We start from the raw sequence: 17,477 nt of genomic DNA, 5'->3' as shown, positions 1-17,477 counted from the left end.
TCAGCGCGGGGCTCGGGCATCGGCCCGTCGTCGGGAAAGGAGGGAGTCGTTAGCGCCGGCTCAAGGGCGCACTTCGTAGACGCCGAGCTTTTTGTGCAGCGGGCTCTCGTCGGCGATGAACAGGAAGGCCGGCTCGGTCGCCGAACCGTTGCTGAGCGTGACGCGCGCAAAACCCGGCGCGCAGCAGGTGTCGGCCTCGGCCAACGTCAAGGTCTGACCGTCGATCTCGGCCGTGGCGGCGCCTTCGATCAGGTGGAACACCGCCGCGGGCGAACGGGCCGGCAGCGCGAGGGTCTCGCCCGGACGCAGCATCAGCGCGAAGAAACCGAGGATGTTTTCGCAGTCGCCGCCGTTTTCCGGGTTGATATAGGCCACCTGCACCGCGTCGAGGCCCGGCTCGGCCTCGGCCAAGGTTTCGAGCGCGACGCGCACCTCGGCCCACGGGTAGTGCAGCATCGGGTAGCGCGCGTCGCGGCGCTCGAACAGCGGGCTCGGCACCACGCCGCCGCGCGCGTAGGCGCGCGCGCCGCCGTCGCCGGCGACGCTCTGCAGCTCGCCCTCCTCGACGTAGGACGCCTCCATGTAATACACCAGCGGCAGGTCGAGCACGTCGAGCCACACCACCGGCGCGTCGCCCTCGTGGCCGTGTTCGTGCCACAGGCCGGTCGGCGTCAGGATCAGGTCGCCGCGGCGCATTTCGCATTTCTCGCCGTCGACGGTCGAGTAGGCGCCCTCGCCCTCGACGATCAGCCGCACGGCGTTCGGCGTGTGGCGGTGCGCCGGCGCGACTTCGCCGGGCAGCAAGAGCTGCATGCCCAGGTAGATCGCCGCGCTCGCCTGCATCTTCTCGAGGCCGTGGCCCGGGTTGGCGAGCACCAGCACGCGGCGCTCGGCCTTGGCTATCGGGGTCAGCTCGCCGGCCTGCATCAAGAGCGGGCGCAGCGCCTCGTAGCTCCAGTGCGTCGGGCGGGTGCGCGGCATGGGCTTGCCCGGCGGCAGCACCGCGCGCAGGCTGGGCCACAGCGGCACCAGGTTCTGCGCGCAAAGCGCGTCGCGGTAGTCCAGCGGCAGATCGTCGAGTCGGCCGAGTTCCAGCATGTTCATCTCCTGACTGTGCAAGGCCATCTCGTGCCCCGGCCGAAAAACCGAATCGGCTCAAGGGGATGGCGGCCCGTGGTGGTGATGAAAATGTAGACCCGCGTCGACATTCGGTCCATTCAATGGTATCAATCCATATCATTCATAAATTGAATGGAGAACGCGGCGATGCTGACGCCCGATATCCGGCTGCTGCAGGTGTTCGACGAGATCTACAAGACGCGCAGCGTGACGCGCGCGGCCGAGAACCTCGGCGTCGGCCAGCCGACCGTCAGCATCGCGCTCGCGAAGCTGCGCGAGCACTTCGACGACCCGCTGTTCGTGCGCATCTCGAACGCGATGGCGCCGACGCCGATGGCGCGCGCGCTCGAACAGCCGGTGCGCGCGGCGCTCGACGCGGCGAACGCGGTGTTCGGCCACCGCGTCGAGTTCGACCCGGCGAGGTCCGAGCGCACCTTCACCATCAGCATGACCGACATCAGCCAGCTGGTGCTGCTGCCGAGGCTGTCGACTTACCTGAGAAAGACTTCGCCGGGCGTGCACATCGACGTCGTGCCGCTGTCGGCCGACACCGCGCGCCTGCTCGAATCGGGCGAGGCCGACCTCGCGCTCGGCTTCATGCCGCAGCTGGAAGCCGGCTTCTACCAGCAGGCGCTGTTCCGCCAGCGCTACGTGTGCGTGGCCGGCGCCGACCACCCGCGCATCCGCGACGCGCTGACGCTCGCACAATTCGAGGCCGAGGAGCACGCGGTCGTCACCTCCTCCGGCACCGGCCACCTGATCCTCGAGCGCGAGATCGCGCGCCAGGGCATCGCGCGCCGCATCGCGCTGAGGGTGCCGAACTACCTGGGCGTCGCTTTCGTGGTCGAGCAGACCGACATGCTGGTGACGATTCCGGAAAGGTTGGCCGAGGTGCTCGAGGGGCGCGGCCGCTTCAAGGCGTTTCCGGTGCCGTTCGAATTGCCCGACTACGCGGTCAAGCAGCACTGGCACGAGCGCTTCCACCACGACCCGGGCAACCGCTGGCTGCGGAAGGCGATCTCCGACCTGCTGTCGGCGCCGGCCTGAGCCGCTGTCGCCGGCTTCGTTGCCGAGCCGGCGGCCCGGCAACGGCCGGGGCATGTCCGGCCGGCATGGGGCGATGAGGAATCGGCATTGGCAAGGGACGGGGCGGCGGCCCTACAGTGGCGGCATCGCTTCGCCACGTCGGCGAAGCCCCCGAAGGAAAGCCCCCGCCATGCAGACCCGACGCGAACACGACCTCCTGGGCGACCGCGACGTCCCCGCCTCCGCCTACTACGGCGTGCACACGCTGCGCGCGCTCGAGAACTTCCCGATCACCGGCACGCCGATCTCGGCCTACCCCGACCTCGTCGACGCGCTGGCCGCGATCAAGCACGCGGCGGCCGAGGCCAACCACCAGCTCGGCCTGCTCGACGCGGGCAAGGCCGCCGCGATCGGCCGCGCCTGCGAGGAGATCCGCGCCGGCCGCCTGCACGACCAGTTCGTCGTCGACGTGATCCAGGGCGGCGCGGGCACCTCGACCAATATGAACGCCAACGAGGTGATCGCCAACCGCGCGCTCGAGCTGATGGGCCACGCCAAGGGCGACTACCAGCACCTGCACCCGAACGAGGACGTCAACCTCGGCCAGAGCACCAACGACGTCTACCCGTCGGCGCTGAAGCTGGCGACCTACACCGGCATCTTCCGCCTCGTCGACGCGATGGCCTACCTGCGCCGCGCCTTCGAGGCCAAGGCCGAGGAATTCAAGGACGTGCTGAAGATGGGCCGCACCCAGCTGCAGGACGCGGTGCCGATGACGCTGGGCCAGGAGTTCTCGACCTACGCGGTGATGTTGGCCGAGGACGAGGAGCGCTTGAAGGAAGCCGCGCGGCTGATCTGCGAGATCAACCTCGGCGCCACCGCGATCGGCACCGGCATCAACACCCACCCCCAGTACGCCGCGCGCGTCAGCCGCCTGCTCGCCGGCCTGACCGGCATCCCGGTGGTGACCGCGCCGAACCTAGTCGAGGCGACGCAGGACTGCGGCGCCTTCGTGCAGCTGTCGGGCGTGCTCAAGCGCGTCGCGGTCAAGCTGTCCAAGACCTGCAACGACCTGCGCCTGTTGTCGAGCGGCCCGCGCGCCGGCTTCGGCGAGATCAACCTGCCGCCGATGCAGGCCGGCTCGTCGATCATGCCGGGCAAGGTCAACCCGGTGATTCCCGAGGTGGTGAACCAGATCGCCTTCGAGGTGATCGGCAACGACACGACGGTGACCTTCGCCGCCGAGGCCGGCCAGCTGCAGCTGAACGCCTTCGAGCCGATCATCGCGCACAGCCTGTTCAAGAGCGTCGCCCACCTGACGCAGGGCTGCCGCGTGCTCGCCGACCGCTGCGTGTCCGGCATCACCGCCAACCGCGACCACCTGCGCGCGAGCATCGAGCGCTCGATCGGCATCGTCACCGCGCTGAACCCCTACATCGGCTACGCGAACGCGACCGATATCGCCGCCGCGGCGCACGCCAGCGGCCGCGGCGTCGCCGAGATCGTGCTCGAGCGCGGCCTGATGTCGGCCGAGGCGCTGGCCGAGGCGCTGCGCCCCGAAAGCCTGACCCAGCCGCGCCCGCTGCCGGCTCACTGATAAAGCATCCTCCGCTTTGCCCGCGCCGCCCCTCACCGGGGTCGCGCGGGTCTTTTTGCGTCAAACCGCCGGATAGCGCGCCGCCAGGAAAGCCCACAGCGCGTCCTGCGCCGGCTTCGCGCGCCGCGCGTCGCGGTACAGGTGAATGCCCAGCGCCTCGCCCCAGGCCGCGTCGCCGGCCGGCGCGAGCTGACCTTGCGCCAGCTCGCGCGCCACCGTGCTCTCGGGCAGGAAGGCGACGCCATGGCCCTCGAGCACCATGTTCTTCAGCCCTTCCGCCATGTCGTTCTCGTAGCACTGCTCGAGGTGGCAGGGCGCGGCCGAGCGAGCGAGGATCAGGTCGGCGATCCGCCTGAGGTAGGCGCCCGCCGAATAGCCGAGGTAGGGCAAGGGCCGGCCCGGCTCGCCCGGCAGCGCGTAGCGCGGCGCGCCGCCCCCGTCGCAGGCCGAGAACGGCAGCAGCCGCTCGACGCCGAGCACCAGGCCCGGGTAGCGCCGACGTTCGAGTTCGACCGGCTGCGCCGGGTGGTGGTAGCACAGCAACAGGTCGCACTCGCCCTCGACGAAGGCCAGCACCGCGTCGTGCACGTTGCCGGCTTCGAGCCGGCAAGGCAGCGCGCCGAAGCCCTGCCGGATCTGGCTCAGCCACTTCGGGAAGAAGGACAGCGCCAGCGCGTGCGGCAGCGCGAAGGCGAGGCTGGCCGCCGGCAGCGGCGTCTGGCCGCGCACCTGAGCGCGCGCGGCGCGCAGCGCCTCGACGATGGACGCGGCGTGCTCGCGGAACAGCTCGCCGGCGACGGTCAGCCGCGGCGGGTAGACGGTGCGGTCGATCAGGTCGGCGCCGACCCATTCTTCCAGCGCCTGGATTCGGCGCGAAAACGCCGGCTGCGTCATGTGGCGGAACTGCGCCGAGCGGGTGAAGCTGCCGGTCTCGGCCAGCGACAGGAAGTCCTCGAGAAGCTTGGTGTCCATGCGAAGGGGGCGTCAGTGGCGGTAAAAGGCGCGCCGCGCGTGGAGCGCGGCGCCGCCCAAGCGTAGCGGCAGGCGCGGCGACGGCGCCATCGGAGAAAACCTGGACGGGACGATGCCGTACCGAGCGCGTGACGGCTCACGCGCGCCCGTCCGGAGGGGTAGCGGGCAGCAGGTAACGGTCGATCGGTCCGATCAGCGTGAACAACTGCACGGCGGCCAAGCCCTGTAGCGCGACCGAGAACACCACCAGCGCCGTCAGCGAGACATCGTACAGCCACCCCATCAGCGCGCTGCCGGCAAACCAGAAGACGCCGAAAGCCAGATGGTAGACCCCGAAGGCCCTGCCGCGCTGCTCCGCCGGCGACATCGCGGCAATGGTCGCCTTCATGATCGACTCCTGGGCCCCCATCCCCAGCCCCCACAGGATGGCGCCGGCCAGACTGGCGCCGAACCCGCCCCAGAACACCAGCGGGGCGACCGGCATCGCCAGGACGGCGGCCAGCACCAGCACGCTCAGCCCGTGCCGGTCGTAGCCGTAACCGAGCAGCAACGCGGCCAGGCCGTCGACGCCCATCGCGATCGCGTAGAACATCGCGATCCACTCGCCGCCGACGCCGCCGCTCTTGCCGAGGTGGAAGGCAATCAGCGGGTAATCGGCAAAACCGGCGGCGATACAGCCGGCGGCGATCAGGTAACGCCAGTAGACCCGGTCGAAACCGCGCGCCCCGAGTGCCAGCCCGGCCGGTTCGAGCGCGGCCGGGTTAGGGTACAAGGCCCGCGCCAGCAGCAGCACGCCGAGCGACAGCAGCGCCGGCAACAACAGCACCGCAAAGCCGAGCCGGTAATCGTGCCGCCAGGCCAGCAGCGCCGCGACGGCCAACGGACCCAGCATCGCCCCGCCCTGATCCATCGCCTCGTGCAGGGCGAAGCCCCAGCCCTTGCCCATGCGCCGGCCGGCAAACGACAGCATCGCGTCGCGCGGCGACACGCGGATGGCCCGGCCGGCCCGCTCGATGAACAGCAAGCCCACGGCCAGTTGCCAGCTTCCGGCCAATGCGAGCAAGGGCACGGCCAGCAGGTTGAGCGCGTAGCCGGTCAAGGCGATCGACCAGTAGCGACGGGTGCGGTCGACCAGACTGCCCGACACCAGACGAAGCGCGTAGCCGAGCAGCTCGCCCAGACCAGCAGCGACGCCGACGGTGGTGGCGCTGGCGCCGAGCAGGGCCAAGAAGGGGCCCGAGATGCTGCGCGCCGATTCGTAAGTCATGTCGCCGAACAGGCTGACCGTCCCGAGCAAAAGCACGAAGGCCGTCGCGCGTCGTGCGTCGAGCCCGCGATCCGGCCTGGCGCTCGGGGCTGTCCGTTCCGCTCGCCCCGCCGGGCGACTAGCCCGCGTGTCCCGCCGTCGCATCGTCCCTCCCCCGCTCATCGGCGTTCAGGCGGACCAACGGTCGAACCGCGCCGCCCGGCTCCGGCCGGCTGGCGGGCACAGCCACCGCGTGGCCCGTTTCGATCCGGATAGACAAGGTCTTGCCCGTCAACCGGGTGCTACCGTCAATCGCGCAAGCTGGCGACGAGCCGCAAGGGATGCGCGAGCAGCGCGAACGCTTCGTCGATATCGCGCACCAGCAGGTCGGCCGCCTGCACGCTCTGGGCCGCACAGCCCTCCGGCCCGAGCACGGCAATGCCGAGCGCTGCGGCGGACAACATCAGGCGGTCGTTGCGGCCATTGCCTATCGCAACGGTCTGCTCGGCCCCGAGCCGCAGCACATAGTCGCGTTTGGCTTGTGCCTGCCCGTGGGCACCGAGCACGGACAGGGTACAAGGTAGGTCGCCGAGCTGCCGGGCGGCCTGTCCGAAGGTGTCGCCGCTCAGAACGTGGACGGTCAGACCGCCGGGAGCATCGGCCAAGCGCGCCCTCAGCCGCGACGGCAAAACGCCGTCGCAGGCGAGCGTACCGTTGAAATCGAGCACCAGATGCCGCAAGTCGGCCTGGCCAAAGCCGGGAATGTCGAGCGAGATCATGACGGGACTCCTTGCCGGATTTCGACGTCGTAAAAAGCGAGCAGGTCACGCCAACCGGCGCTCCAGCCGGCAGCGCAGATCAGGGCAGCGCGATCCTCGCGGCGGTCGCTGCCTCTCAGTTCCCATTGAAACGAGGCGTCATAACGGGCCAGACGCGCCGCCACGGTCTCGACCGCCTCGCGCTGGCGCGGCAACGTCGCCGCTCCGGCACGGGCGAGGTCGTCGCACAGATGGCGGCGGCAGCGCGCCAGGCCGGACGAGCCGGCGCAAACGCCGCACACGAAGGGCCGCCAGTCCGGCTCCGTCTCGCGCATGAACGCGCGCAAGGGACCCGCGTCCTGGCCGCATAGCAGCCGCGGATCGAGACGATCCGCCGTCGACGGCGGCGCGCTCGTCATCGCGCACAGATGGCAGACGCCTTCTGTACACAGCCGACGCGCCAACCAGCGCACCGACACCCTCCCCCAGCGCACGAAGGTACGCTCGGCGTGCTCCATCAGGTCGCGGTAGAACACCGCCGGCCCGTGCAGATAAGCGTGGCGCCACGCCGCCTCGACGCGCAGCCAGATCAGCGCATGACGCTCGCACAATCCCCAGGCGCGCAACATGCCGTTTCGCACGTCGGCGTCCATGATGCTGCCTTGGATGAACCACCACAGAAAGGCGAGTTCGGCAGCGGACGGCGTCAGCCGGTCGATTTTTCCGTCGTCCAGCATTCCCCTGCCGCTCAGCGCACGGTCGGCTCCGGGCCCGCACAACGCCACCGCTTGCGGTGAACACGGGACATGCGAGTCACTTGCTGCAGCCATGGCGGCCTCCTGCCTTGAACGGCGGTCCGGCAAGCATGCGGCGGCGAAGAAAGCAGGCCGATGGCAAACCGACGAACCGCCCGTCGCGCTCGCGATGGTCTTCGACGACGCGGCGCCCGGGACGGCGTGACGGCAAGCACATAAAGAAAATGCCTACACCGATCCCGACGGATCGCGTGTAGGCATCATCAGCCGTAAAGGCGGTTAGGGAGGCATGCCATCTCCCACGCTGCGACTATAGGCAAGGGCGGCGGCGGCGGCAAGGTGCGCTATCGCGGCCGCCGGTCGCGCTGCGCCGCGGCGGGCGTATTCAGAACAGAGAGGCGCAGGGATGCAGCACCGCCCTCACCTCGGCCAGATGATCGGCATGGGCGCAGAGAAAGGCTTGCAGGCGCGCCTCCTCGTCGATCAGTTCAAGGCAGTTCGGCAAGCGTGCCGGCGGCGTGTCCGACGCATAGTGCTGCACCTGCCCGCCCGGCAAATAGCCGGCAAAGACCTTGTGCAGGACGGCCTGCCGGATGCCGGCCCGGTGGGCATGGCGTAGCAGGTAAGTCGCCAGGCTAGGCGCAACGAGCCGCTGCCAAAAACGCGCCGGCTTGGCCTTGGCGGACTGCGGAAAATAAAGGCGCAAGGCCGACAGCTGGGTCATGGTTGCGTTTCCTGCGAGCTGTTCATCGACGTCTGCGCGGGCGTTTTGGCGAGCGCCTTGCGCCAGGCCGGCAACTCGGACAGACGCATCCCCTCGGGCAACTTGCGGTGCTTGGCCTGCCCCACCCGCTGCGCACGGTAAATCCCGGTGTGCCCCGAGCACAAGTAGCTGACCACGCAGGCCAGGCCGGCATAGACGCCGATTTGCGGACCGAACAATTCGATGGCCATGACCGTGGACGCCAGCGGCGTATTGGCCGCGCCGGCGAACACCGCGACGAAGCCCATGCCGGCCAGCAGCGGGAACGGCAGTTGCAACAACGGCGCAAGCGCATTGCCCAGCGTCGCGCCGATGTAGAACAGCGGGGTCACCTCCCCGCCTTTGAAACCGGAGCCGAGGGTGAGCGCGGTGAACGCCAGCTTGCCGATGAAGTCGTAGGGCGGCAGCGGCTGCTCGAAGGACGACACGATCGTCGGGATACCCAGCCCCAGATAGGGGTCGGCCGGCAGAGCGACGGCGGCCAGCACGAGCAGCGCCCCGCCCAGCAGGGGCCGCGCCGGCGCAAACACGACGCGCCGTTTGAACTGCGCCGCGACGAAGTGCACGGTGTCGGCAAACAGCTTGCCGACCAGCCCGAAAGCCACCCCGGCGACAATCGACGCGAACAGGCCCCAGCTGTCCAGTTTGGGAATGAAAGGAATCGCGTAATGGCTGTGGTGCACTCCCCACAGCGAAGCGACCTGGTCGGCGACGATCGCCGCCACCATGCACGGCAAAATCGCATCGTAGCGCAGGCGTCCGATCGCCAGCACCTCGAGGGCGAAAATCGCACCGGCCAGCGGGGTGCCGAATACCGACGCGAAGCCGGCGCCGATCCCGCTCATCAGCAAAATGCGCCGGTCCTCGGACGACAGCGGCAACAGATGGTTCAGCTGGTCGGCCAGGGCGCCGCCCATTTGCACGGCCGCCCCTTCCCGGCCGGCCGAGGCGCCGAACAGGTGCGACACCACCGTGCCGATCAGCACCAGGGGCGCCATCCGCAAGGGGATGACTTTTTTCGGGTCGTGGATTTCGTCGATCAGCAGATTGTTGCCGGCCTCGACCTCGCGCCCCAGCCACCAATACGCCAGCCCGACGACGAAGCCGGCCAGCGGCAACAGCCAGATCAGCCAGGCGTGCGCCAGCCGCGTCGCCGTGGCCCATTCGAGCGCGAACAGGAAAAAAGCCGACGCGGTGCCGGCGAGCACGGCCACCAGGCCGGAGAGCACGACCCACTTGCCCAGATACGGCAAGACGGCGATCGACTCGGGGAGTTTGGAAGAAGTCATGGTTGTCCAGTGTTGCGTGTGTCGACGACCCTGGACGGAAAACGGCAGAAAAGGCTGCGCCTATAGCTTCCCGGCCAGGGAATACCATAGGCATCATCAGCCCGATCGGGGCGGTTATGAGGAGGAATGCCATCTCCTGCAGCAGCGGTTGACGATTTTGTGGCGCGGCCCCCGAAGGGCTGGCCCGGCACGCAGATCGTGAACAGCTTCTGACGACGGGACGCATTTTAAAGGCGAGCGAACCCGGCGGCAAGCCGCGTTCGCTCGCGCGTGCTTACTCCACCGTCACCGATTTGGCGAGGTTGCGCGGCTTGTCGACGTCGGTGCCGCGTGCCAGCGCGGCGTGGTAGGCGAGCAACTGCACCGGGATCGCGTGCACGATCGGGCTCAGGATGCCGACGTGGCGCGGCGTGCGGATCACGTGCACGCCTTCCGAATCGGTGAAATGGCTGTCGGCGTCGGCGAACACGAACAGCTCGCCGCCGCGCGCGCGCACTTCCTGCATGTTCGACTTCACCTTTTCCAGCAGCGCGTCGTTCGGCGCGATCACCACCACCGGCATCGCCTCGTCGACCAGCGCGAGCGGGCCGTGCTTGAGCTCGCCGGCCGGATAGGCCTCGGCGTGGATGTAGGTGATTTCCTTGAGCTTGAGCGCGCCCTCGAGCGCGATCGGGTAGTGCAGGCCGCGACCGAGGAACAGCGCGTTGTGCTTGGCGGCGAAGGCCTGCGCCCACGCGTGGATCTGCGGCTCGAGGTTCAGCGCGTGTTGCACGCTGCCCGGCAGCGCGCGCAATTCCTCGAGCAGCGCGGCTTCCCGCTCCAACGACAGGCGGCCGCGCAGCTTGGCCAGCGTCGCGGCCAGCGTGAACAGCGCGACCAGCTGGGTGGTGAACGCCTTGGTCGACGCGACGCCGATCTCGGCGCCGGCGCGGGTGTAGAACACCAGGTCGGACGCGCGCGGGATCGCCGACTCGCGCACGTTGCAGATCGACAGCGCATGCTCGTGGCCAAGGCTGCGGGCGTACTTGAGCGCTTCCATGGTGTCGAGCGTCTCGCCGGACTGCGAGATGGTGACGATCAGGTGCTTGGGATGCGCCCACGCGTCGCGGTAGCGGTATTCGCTGGCGATCTCGACGTTGCACGGCAGGCCGGTCATCGCCTCGATCCAGTACTTGGCGGTCAGGCCGGCGTAGTAGCTGGTGCCGCAGGCGAGGATCTGCACGCCCTCGACCTCGGCCAACCTTTGCGCGGCGCTCTCGCCGAACAGCGCGGCGTCGAAGCCGAGCTCAAGCACCGCCTCGATGGTGTCGGCCAGCGCCCTGGGCTGCTCGTGGATTTCCTTCTGCATGTAGTGGTCGTACGGGCCGAGCTCGAGCGAGGCGAGCGACACGTCCGACTGGTGCACGGCGCGCTCGGCCGGCTGGCCGTTGCCGTCGAGGATCTCGACCGCGTCGCGCGTCAGGCGCGCGACGTCGCCCTCCTCGAGGAAGATCACCTTGCGGGTGGCCGACAGGATGGCCGACACGTCCGAGGCGATGAAATTCTCGCCGTCGCCGAGGCCGATCAGCAGCGGGCAGCCCATGCGCGCGGTGATCAGCTCGTCGGGGCGCGCCTGCGCGATCACGCCGATCGCGTAGGCGCCGTGCAGCTCGGCGGTCGCCTCGCGCACCGCGCCGAACAGGTCGCCCGAAGCCTTGAAATAGTGGTGGACCAGGTGGGCGATCACCTCGGTGTCGGTCTGCGACTCGAAGGTGTAGCCGAGGCCCTTGAGGCGCTCGCGCTGCGCCTCGTGGTTTTCGATGATGCCGTTGTGCACCACCGCCAGCTCGCCGAAGGAGATGTGCGGGTGGGCGTTCGGCTCGGTCACGCCGCCGTGCGTCGCCCAGCGCGTGTGGCCGATGCCGACCTGACCTGCGAGGCTCTCGGCCGCCGCCGCGCCCTCCATCTCGGCGACGCGGCCGACGCGGCGCACGCGGCGCACCGTCTCGCCGTCGAGCACCGCCACCCCGGCCGAATCGTAACCGCGGTACTCGAGGCGCTTGAGGCCGTCGACCAGTACCGGAACCACATTGCGCGACGCGATCGCACCGACAATCCCACACATAATGTCCACCTTGCGGGGCCACGCCCCGAATCATGATGATCTGTAGTTTCCGCCCGGCCAAGGTTGGCCGAGCCTTGCTGCGCTTACTTGTGCTTGACCGGACGCTGCCAGCCGGACACGGTGACCTGGCGCGCGCGCGCCACCGTCAGCGCTCCGGCCGGCGCGGTCTTGGTCAGCACGGTGCCGGCGCCGATGGTGGCGCCGTCCTCGACCGCGACCGGCGCGACCAGCAGCGTGCCCGAACCGACGAACACATCGTCGCCGATGGCGGTCTGGAACTTGTTCACGCCGTCGTAGTTGCAGGTCACGGTGCCGGCGCCGATATTGCTGCCGGCGCCGATCGTCGCGTCGCCGATGTAGCTCAGGTGGTTGACCTTGCTGCCGCGGCCGATCTCGCTCTTCTTGACCTCGACGAAGTTGCCGATGTGCACGCCCTCGGCCAACCTCGCGCCCGGGCGCAGCCGCGCGTACGGGCCGACGCGGCTGTTCGCGCCGACCACGGCGTCTTCCAGATGCGAGAACGGCGCGATCCTGGCGCCGGCTTCGACCCGGACGTTCCTGAGCACGCAGTTGGCGCCGATGCTGACCTTGTCGCCGAGCACGACCTCGCCCTCGAACACGCAGTTGACGTCTATCGTCACGTCGCGGCCATGCGCCAGCGTGCCGCGGATGTCGATGCGCGCCGGGTCGAGCAGCTGCACGCCCGCTTCCAGCAGCGCGCGCGCCTGGTTGGCCTGCAGCACGCGCTCGAGCTCGGCCAACTGCACCTTGTTGTTGACGCCGGCGGCCTGCCACGAGGCCGGCACCTTGAGCGCGTGGACCTTGACGCCGTCGCGCACCGCCAGCTCGACGACGTCGGTCAGGTAGTACTCGCCCTGGGCGTTGCCGTTCTTCAGCTCGGCCAACCAGCGGCCGAGGTGGCGGTTCGGCAGCACCAGCATGCCGGTGTTGATTTCGCGGATCGCCTTCTGCTCGGGCGCGCAGTCCTTGTCCTCGACGATGGCCTCGACCGCGCCGCTGGCGCCGCGCACGATGCGGCCGTAGCCGGACGGGTTCGCCAGCTCGTCGGTCAACAGCGCCGCGTCGTCGCCGGCCAGCGCGGCGAGCTCCTCCAGCACATGCGCCTCGATCAGCGGCACGTCGCCGTACAGCACCAGCGTCTTGCCGGTATCGGGCAGCAGCGGCAGCGCGCACTTGAGCGCGTGGCCGGTGCCCAGCTGTTCGGCCTGTTCGGCCCAGGCGAGGTCGGCGTCCGGCAGCGCGGCGCGCACCTGTTCGCCGCCGTGGCCGTAGACGACCACCAGCTGCGCCGGTTCGAGCCGGCGCGCGGTGTCGAGCACGCGCGCGAGCATAGGCTTGCCGCCGACGGTGTGCAGCACCTTGGGCAGATCGGAATACATGCGCTTGCCGCGGCCGGCGGCGAGAATGACTACGGAAAGACGATCCATGAACGTTTAATCGGCGTCGAAAATGGAAAAAGGCTGCCCCTGGGGGCAGCCTGGAAGTATACGCGATTCGACTCAGTGCGCGCGTCGACGCAGGTACTCGAGCGTCTTCAGCTCGGCGATCGCGGCGGCCAGCGCCACATGGGCGTTGGCGGTGTCGCGGTCGTCGGTGGCCTTCTTGAGCGCCTCTTCGGCGTCCTTCTTGGCCTGCTGCGCCCGGGCCTCGTCCAGCTCGTCGCCGCGCACGGCCACGTCGGCCAGCACGGTGATGAGGGTCGGCTGCACTTCCATCATGCCGCCGGAGACCGCCACCAGAACCTCTTTCGCCTCGCCCGGCACCTGCACGCGCAGGACGCCGGGTTTGATGCGAGTCAGGAGCGGCACGTGACGCGGATAAATACCGATTTCGCCGTTTTCCGCCGGGGCGACCAGGAACTCGGCCTCACCGGAGAAGATCTGCTCTTCGGTACTCACCACTTCCACACGCATCTTGGCCATGGGCCCTCTCCTTAGTTAAGGGTCTTGGCCTTCTCGACGGCTTCTTCGATGGAACCGACCATGTAGAACGCTTGTTCCGGCAGGTGGTCGTATTCACCGGAGATGATCGCCTTGAAGCCCTTGATGGTGTCCTTCAGCGACACGTATTTGCCCGGCGAACCGGTAAACACTTCGGCCACGTGGAAGGGCTGCGACAGGAAGCGCTGGATCTTACGCGCGCGGTACACGGTGAGCTTGTCTTCTTCCGACAGTTCGTCCATGCCCAGGATCGCGATGATGTCGCGCAGTTCCTTGTACTTCTGCAGCGTGGTCTGCACGCCGCGGGCGACCGCGTAGTGCTCGTCGCCGACCACCAGCGGGTCGAGCTGGCGGGAAGTCGAGTCGAGCGGGTCCACCGCCGGGTAGATACCGAGCGAGGCGATGTCACGGGACAACACGACGGTCGCGTCCAGGTGGGCGAAGGTGGTCGCCGGCGACGGGTCGGTCAAGTCGTCCGCGGGGACGTACACGGCCTGGATCGAGGTGATCGAACCGGTGCGGGTGGAGGTGATACGCTCCTGCAGACGGCCCATTTCCTCGGCCAGCGTCGGCTGGTAACCCACCGCCGACGGCATACGGCCCAAGAGTGCGGACACTTCGGTACCGGCCAACGTGTAGCGGTAGATGTTGTCGACGAAGAACAGCACGTCGCGGCCCTTGCCCGACGCGTCCTTCTCGTCGCGGAAGTGCTCGGCCATCGTCAGGCCGGTCAGCGCGACGCGCAGACGGTTGCCCGGCGGCTCGTTCATCTGGCCGTAGACCATCGCCACTTTGTCGAGGACGTTGGAGTCCTTCATCTCGTGGTAGAAGTCGTTGCCCTCACGGGTACGCTCACCCACGCCGGCGAACACGGACAGACCCGAGTGCGCCTTGGCGATGTTGTTGATGAGCTCCATCATGTTCACGGTCTTGCCGACGCCGGCGCCGCCGAACAGACCCACCTTGCCGCCCTTGGCGAACGGGCACAGGAGGTCGATCACCTTGATGCCGGTTTCCAGCAGCTCGGTGGCGGACGACAGCTCGTCGAACTTCGGTGCGGCCTGGTGGATGGCGCGACGTTCCTCGGTGGCGACTTCGCCGGCCTCGTCGACCGGGTTGCCCAGCACGTCCATGATGCGGCCGAGGGTGGCGGCGCCGACCGGCACCGAGATCGGTGCGCCGGTGTTCACGACGTCCGTGCCACGCTTCAGACCGTCCGAGCTGCCCATGGCGATGGTACGCACCACGCCGTCGCCCAGCAGTTGCTGGACTTCGAAGGTGAGGCTACCGTCGACCAGTTTCAGGGCATCATAAACCCTCGGCATGGCGTCGCGCGGAAACTCCACGTCGACCACCGGGCCGATGATTTGTACGATTTTGCCTTGGCTCATTATCGGTTCCTAAACAATATACGTTACAGCCTGCTTGGCGGGTTTACACCGCGGCGGCGCCGGCCACGATTTCCGACAGCTCGGTGGTGATCGCAGCCTGGCGCGCCTTGTTGTACACAAGACGCAGCTGCTTGATCGTATTCCCGGCGTTGTCGGTGGCGGCTTTCATCGCCACCATCCGAGCGGCCTGCTCGGAGGCCATGTTCTCGGCCAACGCCTGGTAGACCACCGACTCCACGTAGCGACGCACCAGGAATTCCATCACGGCGTCGGCGCTCGGCTCGTAGAGGTAATCCCACGAGTGCGAGTGCTCGACCACCATCTGTTCCGGGGTCAGCGGGAGCAGCTGTTCGAGCGCCGGCTCCTGCTTCATCGTGTTGATGAAGCGGGAATACACGACGTAAACCGCGTCCAGTTCGCCATCGGCGTACTTCTTCAACAGGACTGTAAGCGGGCCAATCAGTTTTTCCAGCTTGGGCACGTCGCCCAGGTGGATCGCGCTGGTCACCACGTCGAGGCCGGTACGCTGCGCGGCCGCCAGGCCCTTCTGGCCCAGGGTGCACACTTCGACTTCGACGCCGGCTTCGGTCAGTTCCTGCACCTTGGTGTAGAAGCGCTTGAGGGTGTTGACGTTCAGTCCACCGCACAAGCCCTTGTCCGAGGTGATCAGGATGACGCCGGCGCGCTTGATGACGTCGCGCTTGGCGAGCAGAGGATGCTCCAGGTCCGTATTGGCCTGAGCCAGGTGCGCCATCACGTGGCGCACCTTCTCGGCGTAAGGACGGGCAGCGCGCATACGCTCTTGCGATTTGCGCATCTTGGAGGTTGCCACCATCTGCATCGCGCGCGTGATCTTCTGCGTGTTCTGCACGCTTCGGATCTTGGTGAGAATCTCTTTACCGACTGCCATGTCCTGACCCTTTCAGTTAGCTTCGTTTACCGAAAGGCTCAGTTGTAGCTGTAGCCGGCCTTGAACGATTGCATCGCCGAGGTCAGGATCTTCTCGTTGTCGCCCGACAGTTCGCCCGACGCGTCGACGGCCTTCAGCAGGTCGCCGTGGTTGGCGCGCACGTAGGCGAGGAAGGCGGCTTCGAACGCCAGCGCGTTCTTGACCGGCACGTCGTCGTAGCAGCCCTTGCTCACCGACCACAGCGTCAGCGCCATTTCGGCGGTCGACAGGGTCGAGAACTGCTTCTGCTTCATCAGCTCGGTCACGACCTGGCCGTGGCGCAGCTGCTTGCGGGTCGCTTCGTCGAGGTCCGACGCGAACTGCGCGAACGCGGCCAGTTCACGGTACTGGGCCAGCGCCAGACGGATACCGCCGCCGAGCTTCTTGATGACCTTGGTCTGGGCTGCGCCGCCGACGCGGGACACCGAGATACCGGCGTTGATGGCCGGACGGATGCCCGAGTTGAACAGGTCGGTTTCCAGGAAGATCTGGCCGTCGGTGATCGAGATCACGTTGGTCGGCACGAAGGCGGACACGTCGCCGGCCTGGGTTTCGATGATCGGCAGCGCGGTCAGGCTACCGGTCTTGCCCTTGACGCGGCCACCGGTCAGCTTCTCGACTTCGTCTTCGTTGATGCGCGAGGCGCGCTCCAAGAGACGCGAGTGCAGGTAGAACACGTCGCCCGGGTAGGCTTCGCGGCCCGGCGGACGGCGCAGCAGCAGCGAGATCTGACGGTAGGCGACGGCCTGCTTGGACAGGTCGTCGTACACGATCAGCGCGTCTTCGCCGTTGTCGCGGAAGTATTCGCCCATCGCGCAGCCGGCGTACGGCGCCAGGAACTGCAGCGCGGCGGCTTCGGAAGCGGTCGCGGCGACGATGATGGTGTGACCCATCGCGCCGTGCTCTTCGAGCTTGCGCACCACGTTGGCGATCGACGAGGCCTTCTGGCCGACGGCGACGTAGATACAAATGACGCCGGTGCCCTTCTGGTTGATGATCGCGTCCAGCGCGACGGCGGTCTTGCCGGTCTGGCGGTCGCCGATGATCAGTTCGCGCTGACCGCGGCCGATCGGCACCATCGAGTCGATCGACTTCAGGCCGGTCTGCATCGGCTGGTCGACCGATTTACGCGCGATCACGCCCGGGGCGATCTTTTCCACCGGCGAGGTCGCCGAGGCGTTGATCGGGCCCTTGCCGTCGATCGGTTGGCCGAGCGCGTTCACGACGCGACCGACCAGTTCCGGGCCGACCGGCACTTCGAGGATGCGGCCGGTGCAGGTGACTTCGTCGCCTTCGGAAATGTGCTCGTACTCGCCCAGAACCACGGCGCCGACGGAGTCGCGCTCGAGGTTCATCGCGAGGCCAAAGGTGTTGCCCGGGAATTCGAGCATTTCACCCTGCATCACGTCTGCCAGGCCATGGATGCGAACGATACCGTCGGTCACGGAAATCACCGTACCTTTGGTACGGGTTTCAGCGCCTTCGGCCAGGTTCTGGATCTTGGCCTTGATCAGGTCGCTGATCTCAGAGGGGTTCAACTGCATGAT

15 protein-coding genes and 2 riboswitches are annotated in these 17,477 nt (G+C 67.9%); of the genes, 2 read left to right on the top strand and 13 right to left on the bottom strand.

All coding sequences use genetic code 11. The features are described 5' to 3' along the window. Positions 1–60: 60 nt before the first annotated feature. The gene (locus EV683_RS06015) at positions 61–1,098 is read right to left on the bottom strand and encodes a cupin domain-containing protein (RefSeq protein WP_131862174.1); all 1,038 of its coding nucleotides are present in this window, start codon (positions 1,096–1,098) and stop codon (positions 61–63) included. A 168-nt stretch (positions 1,099–1,266) separates the two neighbouring features. On the opposite strand from EV683_RS06015, the gene EV683_RS06010 reads away from it, so the two are divergent. Both EV683_RS06010 and aspA read left to right on the top strand, forming a co-directional pair. After that, positions 1,267–2,166 carry a LysR family transcriptional regulator gene (locus EV683_RS06010; protein WP_131862173.1) on the top strand — a complete coding sequence of 300 codons (900 nt, stop codon included), beginning with the start codon at positions 1,267–1,269 and terminating at the stop codon, positions 2,164–2,166. 169 nt (positions 2,167–2,335) lie between these two features. Beyond that, on the top strand, positions 2,336–3,742 hold the full coding sequence (gene aspA, locus EV683_RS06005; protein WP_131862172.1) for an aspartate ammonia-lyase: 1,407 nt from the start codon (positions 2,336–2,338) through the stop codon (positions 3,740–3,742). A gap of 60 nt (positions 3,743–3,802) precedes the next feature. Here the strand turns inward: aspA and EV683_RS06000 are convergent, their stop codons facing one another. The 12 genes from EV683_RS06000 to atpA all read right to left on the bottom strand — a co-directional run bounded on the left by EV683_RS06000 (position 3,803) and on the right by atpA (position 17,474). Continuing rightward, positions 3,803–4,714, bottom strand: coding sequence for a LysR substrate-binding domain-containing protein (locus EV683_RS06000; protein ID WP_131862171.1), 912 nt, complete (start codon positions 4,712–4,714; stop codon positions 3,803–3,805). 136 nt (positions 4,715–4,850) lie between these two features. Then, complete coding sequence (locus EV683_RS05995) at positions 4,851–6,017, bottom strand: MFS transporter (RefSeq protein ID WP_131862170.1); 1,167 nt, start codon at positions 6,015–6,017, stop codon at positions 4,851–4,853. Between the two features lie 251 nt (positions 6,018–6,268). Continuing rightward, positions 6,269–6,739 (bottom strand): HAD family hydrolase, encoded by a 471-nt coding sequence (locus EV683_RS05990; RefSeq protein ID WP_066610946.1) that lies wholly within the window; start codon positions 6,737–6,739, stop codon positions 6,269–6,271. After that, positions 6,736–7,455, bottom strand: coding sequence for a hypothetical protein (locus tag EV683_RS05985; protein WP_131862169.1), 720 nt, complete (start codon positions 7,453–7,455; stop codon positions 6,736–6,738). The genes EV683_RS05990 and EV683_RS05985 overlap by 4 nt, the downstream gene beginning before the upstream one ends. Positions 7,456–7,720: 265 nt before the next feature. Continuing rightward, positions 7,721–7,782: riboswitch (Fluoride riboswitch) on the bottom strand. 76 nt (positions 7,783–7,858) lie between these two features. Beyond that, entirely contained in the window at positions 7,859–8,197 is a 339-nt protein-coding gene (locus EV683_RS05980; protein ID WP_066610950.1) for a DUF190 domain-containing protein, read from the bottom strand. Then, entirely contained in the window at positions 8,194–9,525 is a 1,332-nt protein-coding gene (locus tag EV683_RS05975) for a voltage-gated chloride channel family protein (RefSeq protein ID WP_131862168.1), read from the bottom strand. Before EV683_RS05975 ends, EV683_RS05980 begins: the two co-directional genes overlap by 4 nt. Positions 9,526–9,605: 80 nt before the next feature. After that, a riboswitch (Fluoride riboswitch) is annotated at positions 9,606–9,671 on the bottom strand. A gap of 128 nt (positions 9,672–9,799) precedes the next feature. After that, positions 9,800–11,629, bottom strand: coding sequence for a glutamine--fructose-6-phosphate transaminase (isomerizing) (glmS, locus tag EV683_RS05970; RefSeq protein WP_131862167.1), 1,830 nt, complete (start codon positions 11,627–11,629; stop codon positions 9,800–9,802). 83 nt (positions 11,630–11,712) lie between these two features. Beyond that, the gene (glmU, locus tag EV683_RS05965; RefSeq protein WP_131862166.1) at positions 11,713–13,077 is read right to left on the bottom strand and encodes a bifunctional UDP-N-acetylglucosamine diphosphorylase/glucosamine-1-phosphate N-acetyltransferase GlmU; all 1,365 of its coding nucleotides are present in this window, start codon (positions 13,075–13,077) and stop codon (positions 11,713–11,715) included. 72 nt (positions 13,078–13,149) lie between these two features. Beyond that, positions 13,150–13,572, bottom strand: coding sequence for a F0F1 ATP synthase subunit epsilon (locus EV683_RS05960; protein ID WP_066610958.1), 423 nt, complete (start codon positions 13,570–13,572; stop codon positions 13,150–13,152). 11 nt (positions 13,573–13,583) lie between these two features. After that, positions 13,584–14,981 (bottom strand): F0F1 ATP synthase subunit beta, encoded by a 1,398-nt coding sequence (gene atpD, locus EV683_RS05955; protein WP_066610961.1) that lies wholly within the window; start codon positions 14,979–14,981, stop codon positions 13,584–13,586. 43 nt (positions 14,982–15,024) lie between these two features. Beyond that, entirely contained in the window at positions 15,025–15,891 is an 867-nt protein-coding gene (gene atpG / locus EV683_RS05950; protein ID WP_066610962.1) for a F0F1 ATP synthase subunit gamma, read from the bottom strand. Between the two features lie 38 nt (positions 15,892–15,929). Continuing rightward, complete coding sequence (atpA, locus tag EV683_RS05945; protein ID WP_131862165.1) at positions 15,930–17,474, bottom strand: F0F1 ATP synthase subunit alpha; 1,545 nt, start codon at positions 17,472–17,474, stop codon at positions 15,930–15,932. Positions 17,475–17,477: the final 3 nt, after the last annotated feature.

Origin of the sequence: Crenobacter luteus, from assembly GCF_004345725.1 — a bacterium.
Taxonomy (GTDB): Bacteria; Pseudomonadota; Gammaproteobacteria; order Burkholderiales; family Chromobacteriaceae; genus Crenobacter; species Crenobacter luteus.
The sequence above is the reverse complement of the archived record's forward strand: the minus strand, read 5'-3'. Positions and strand labels throughout refer to the sequence as shown.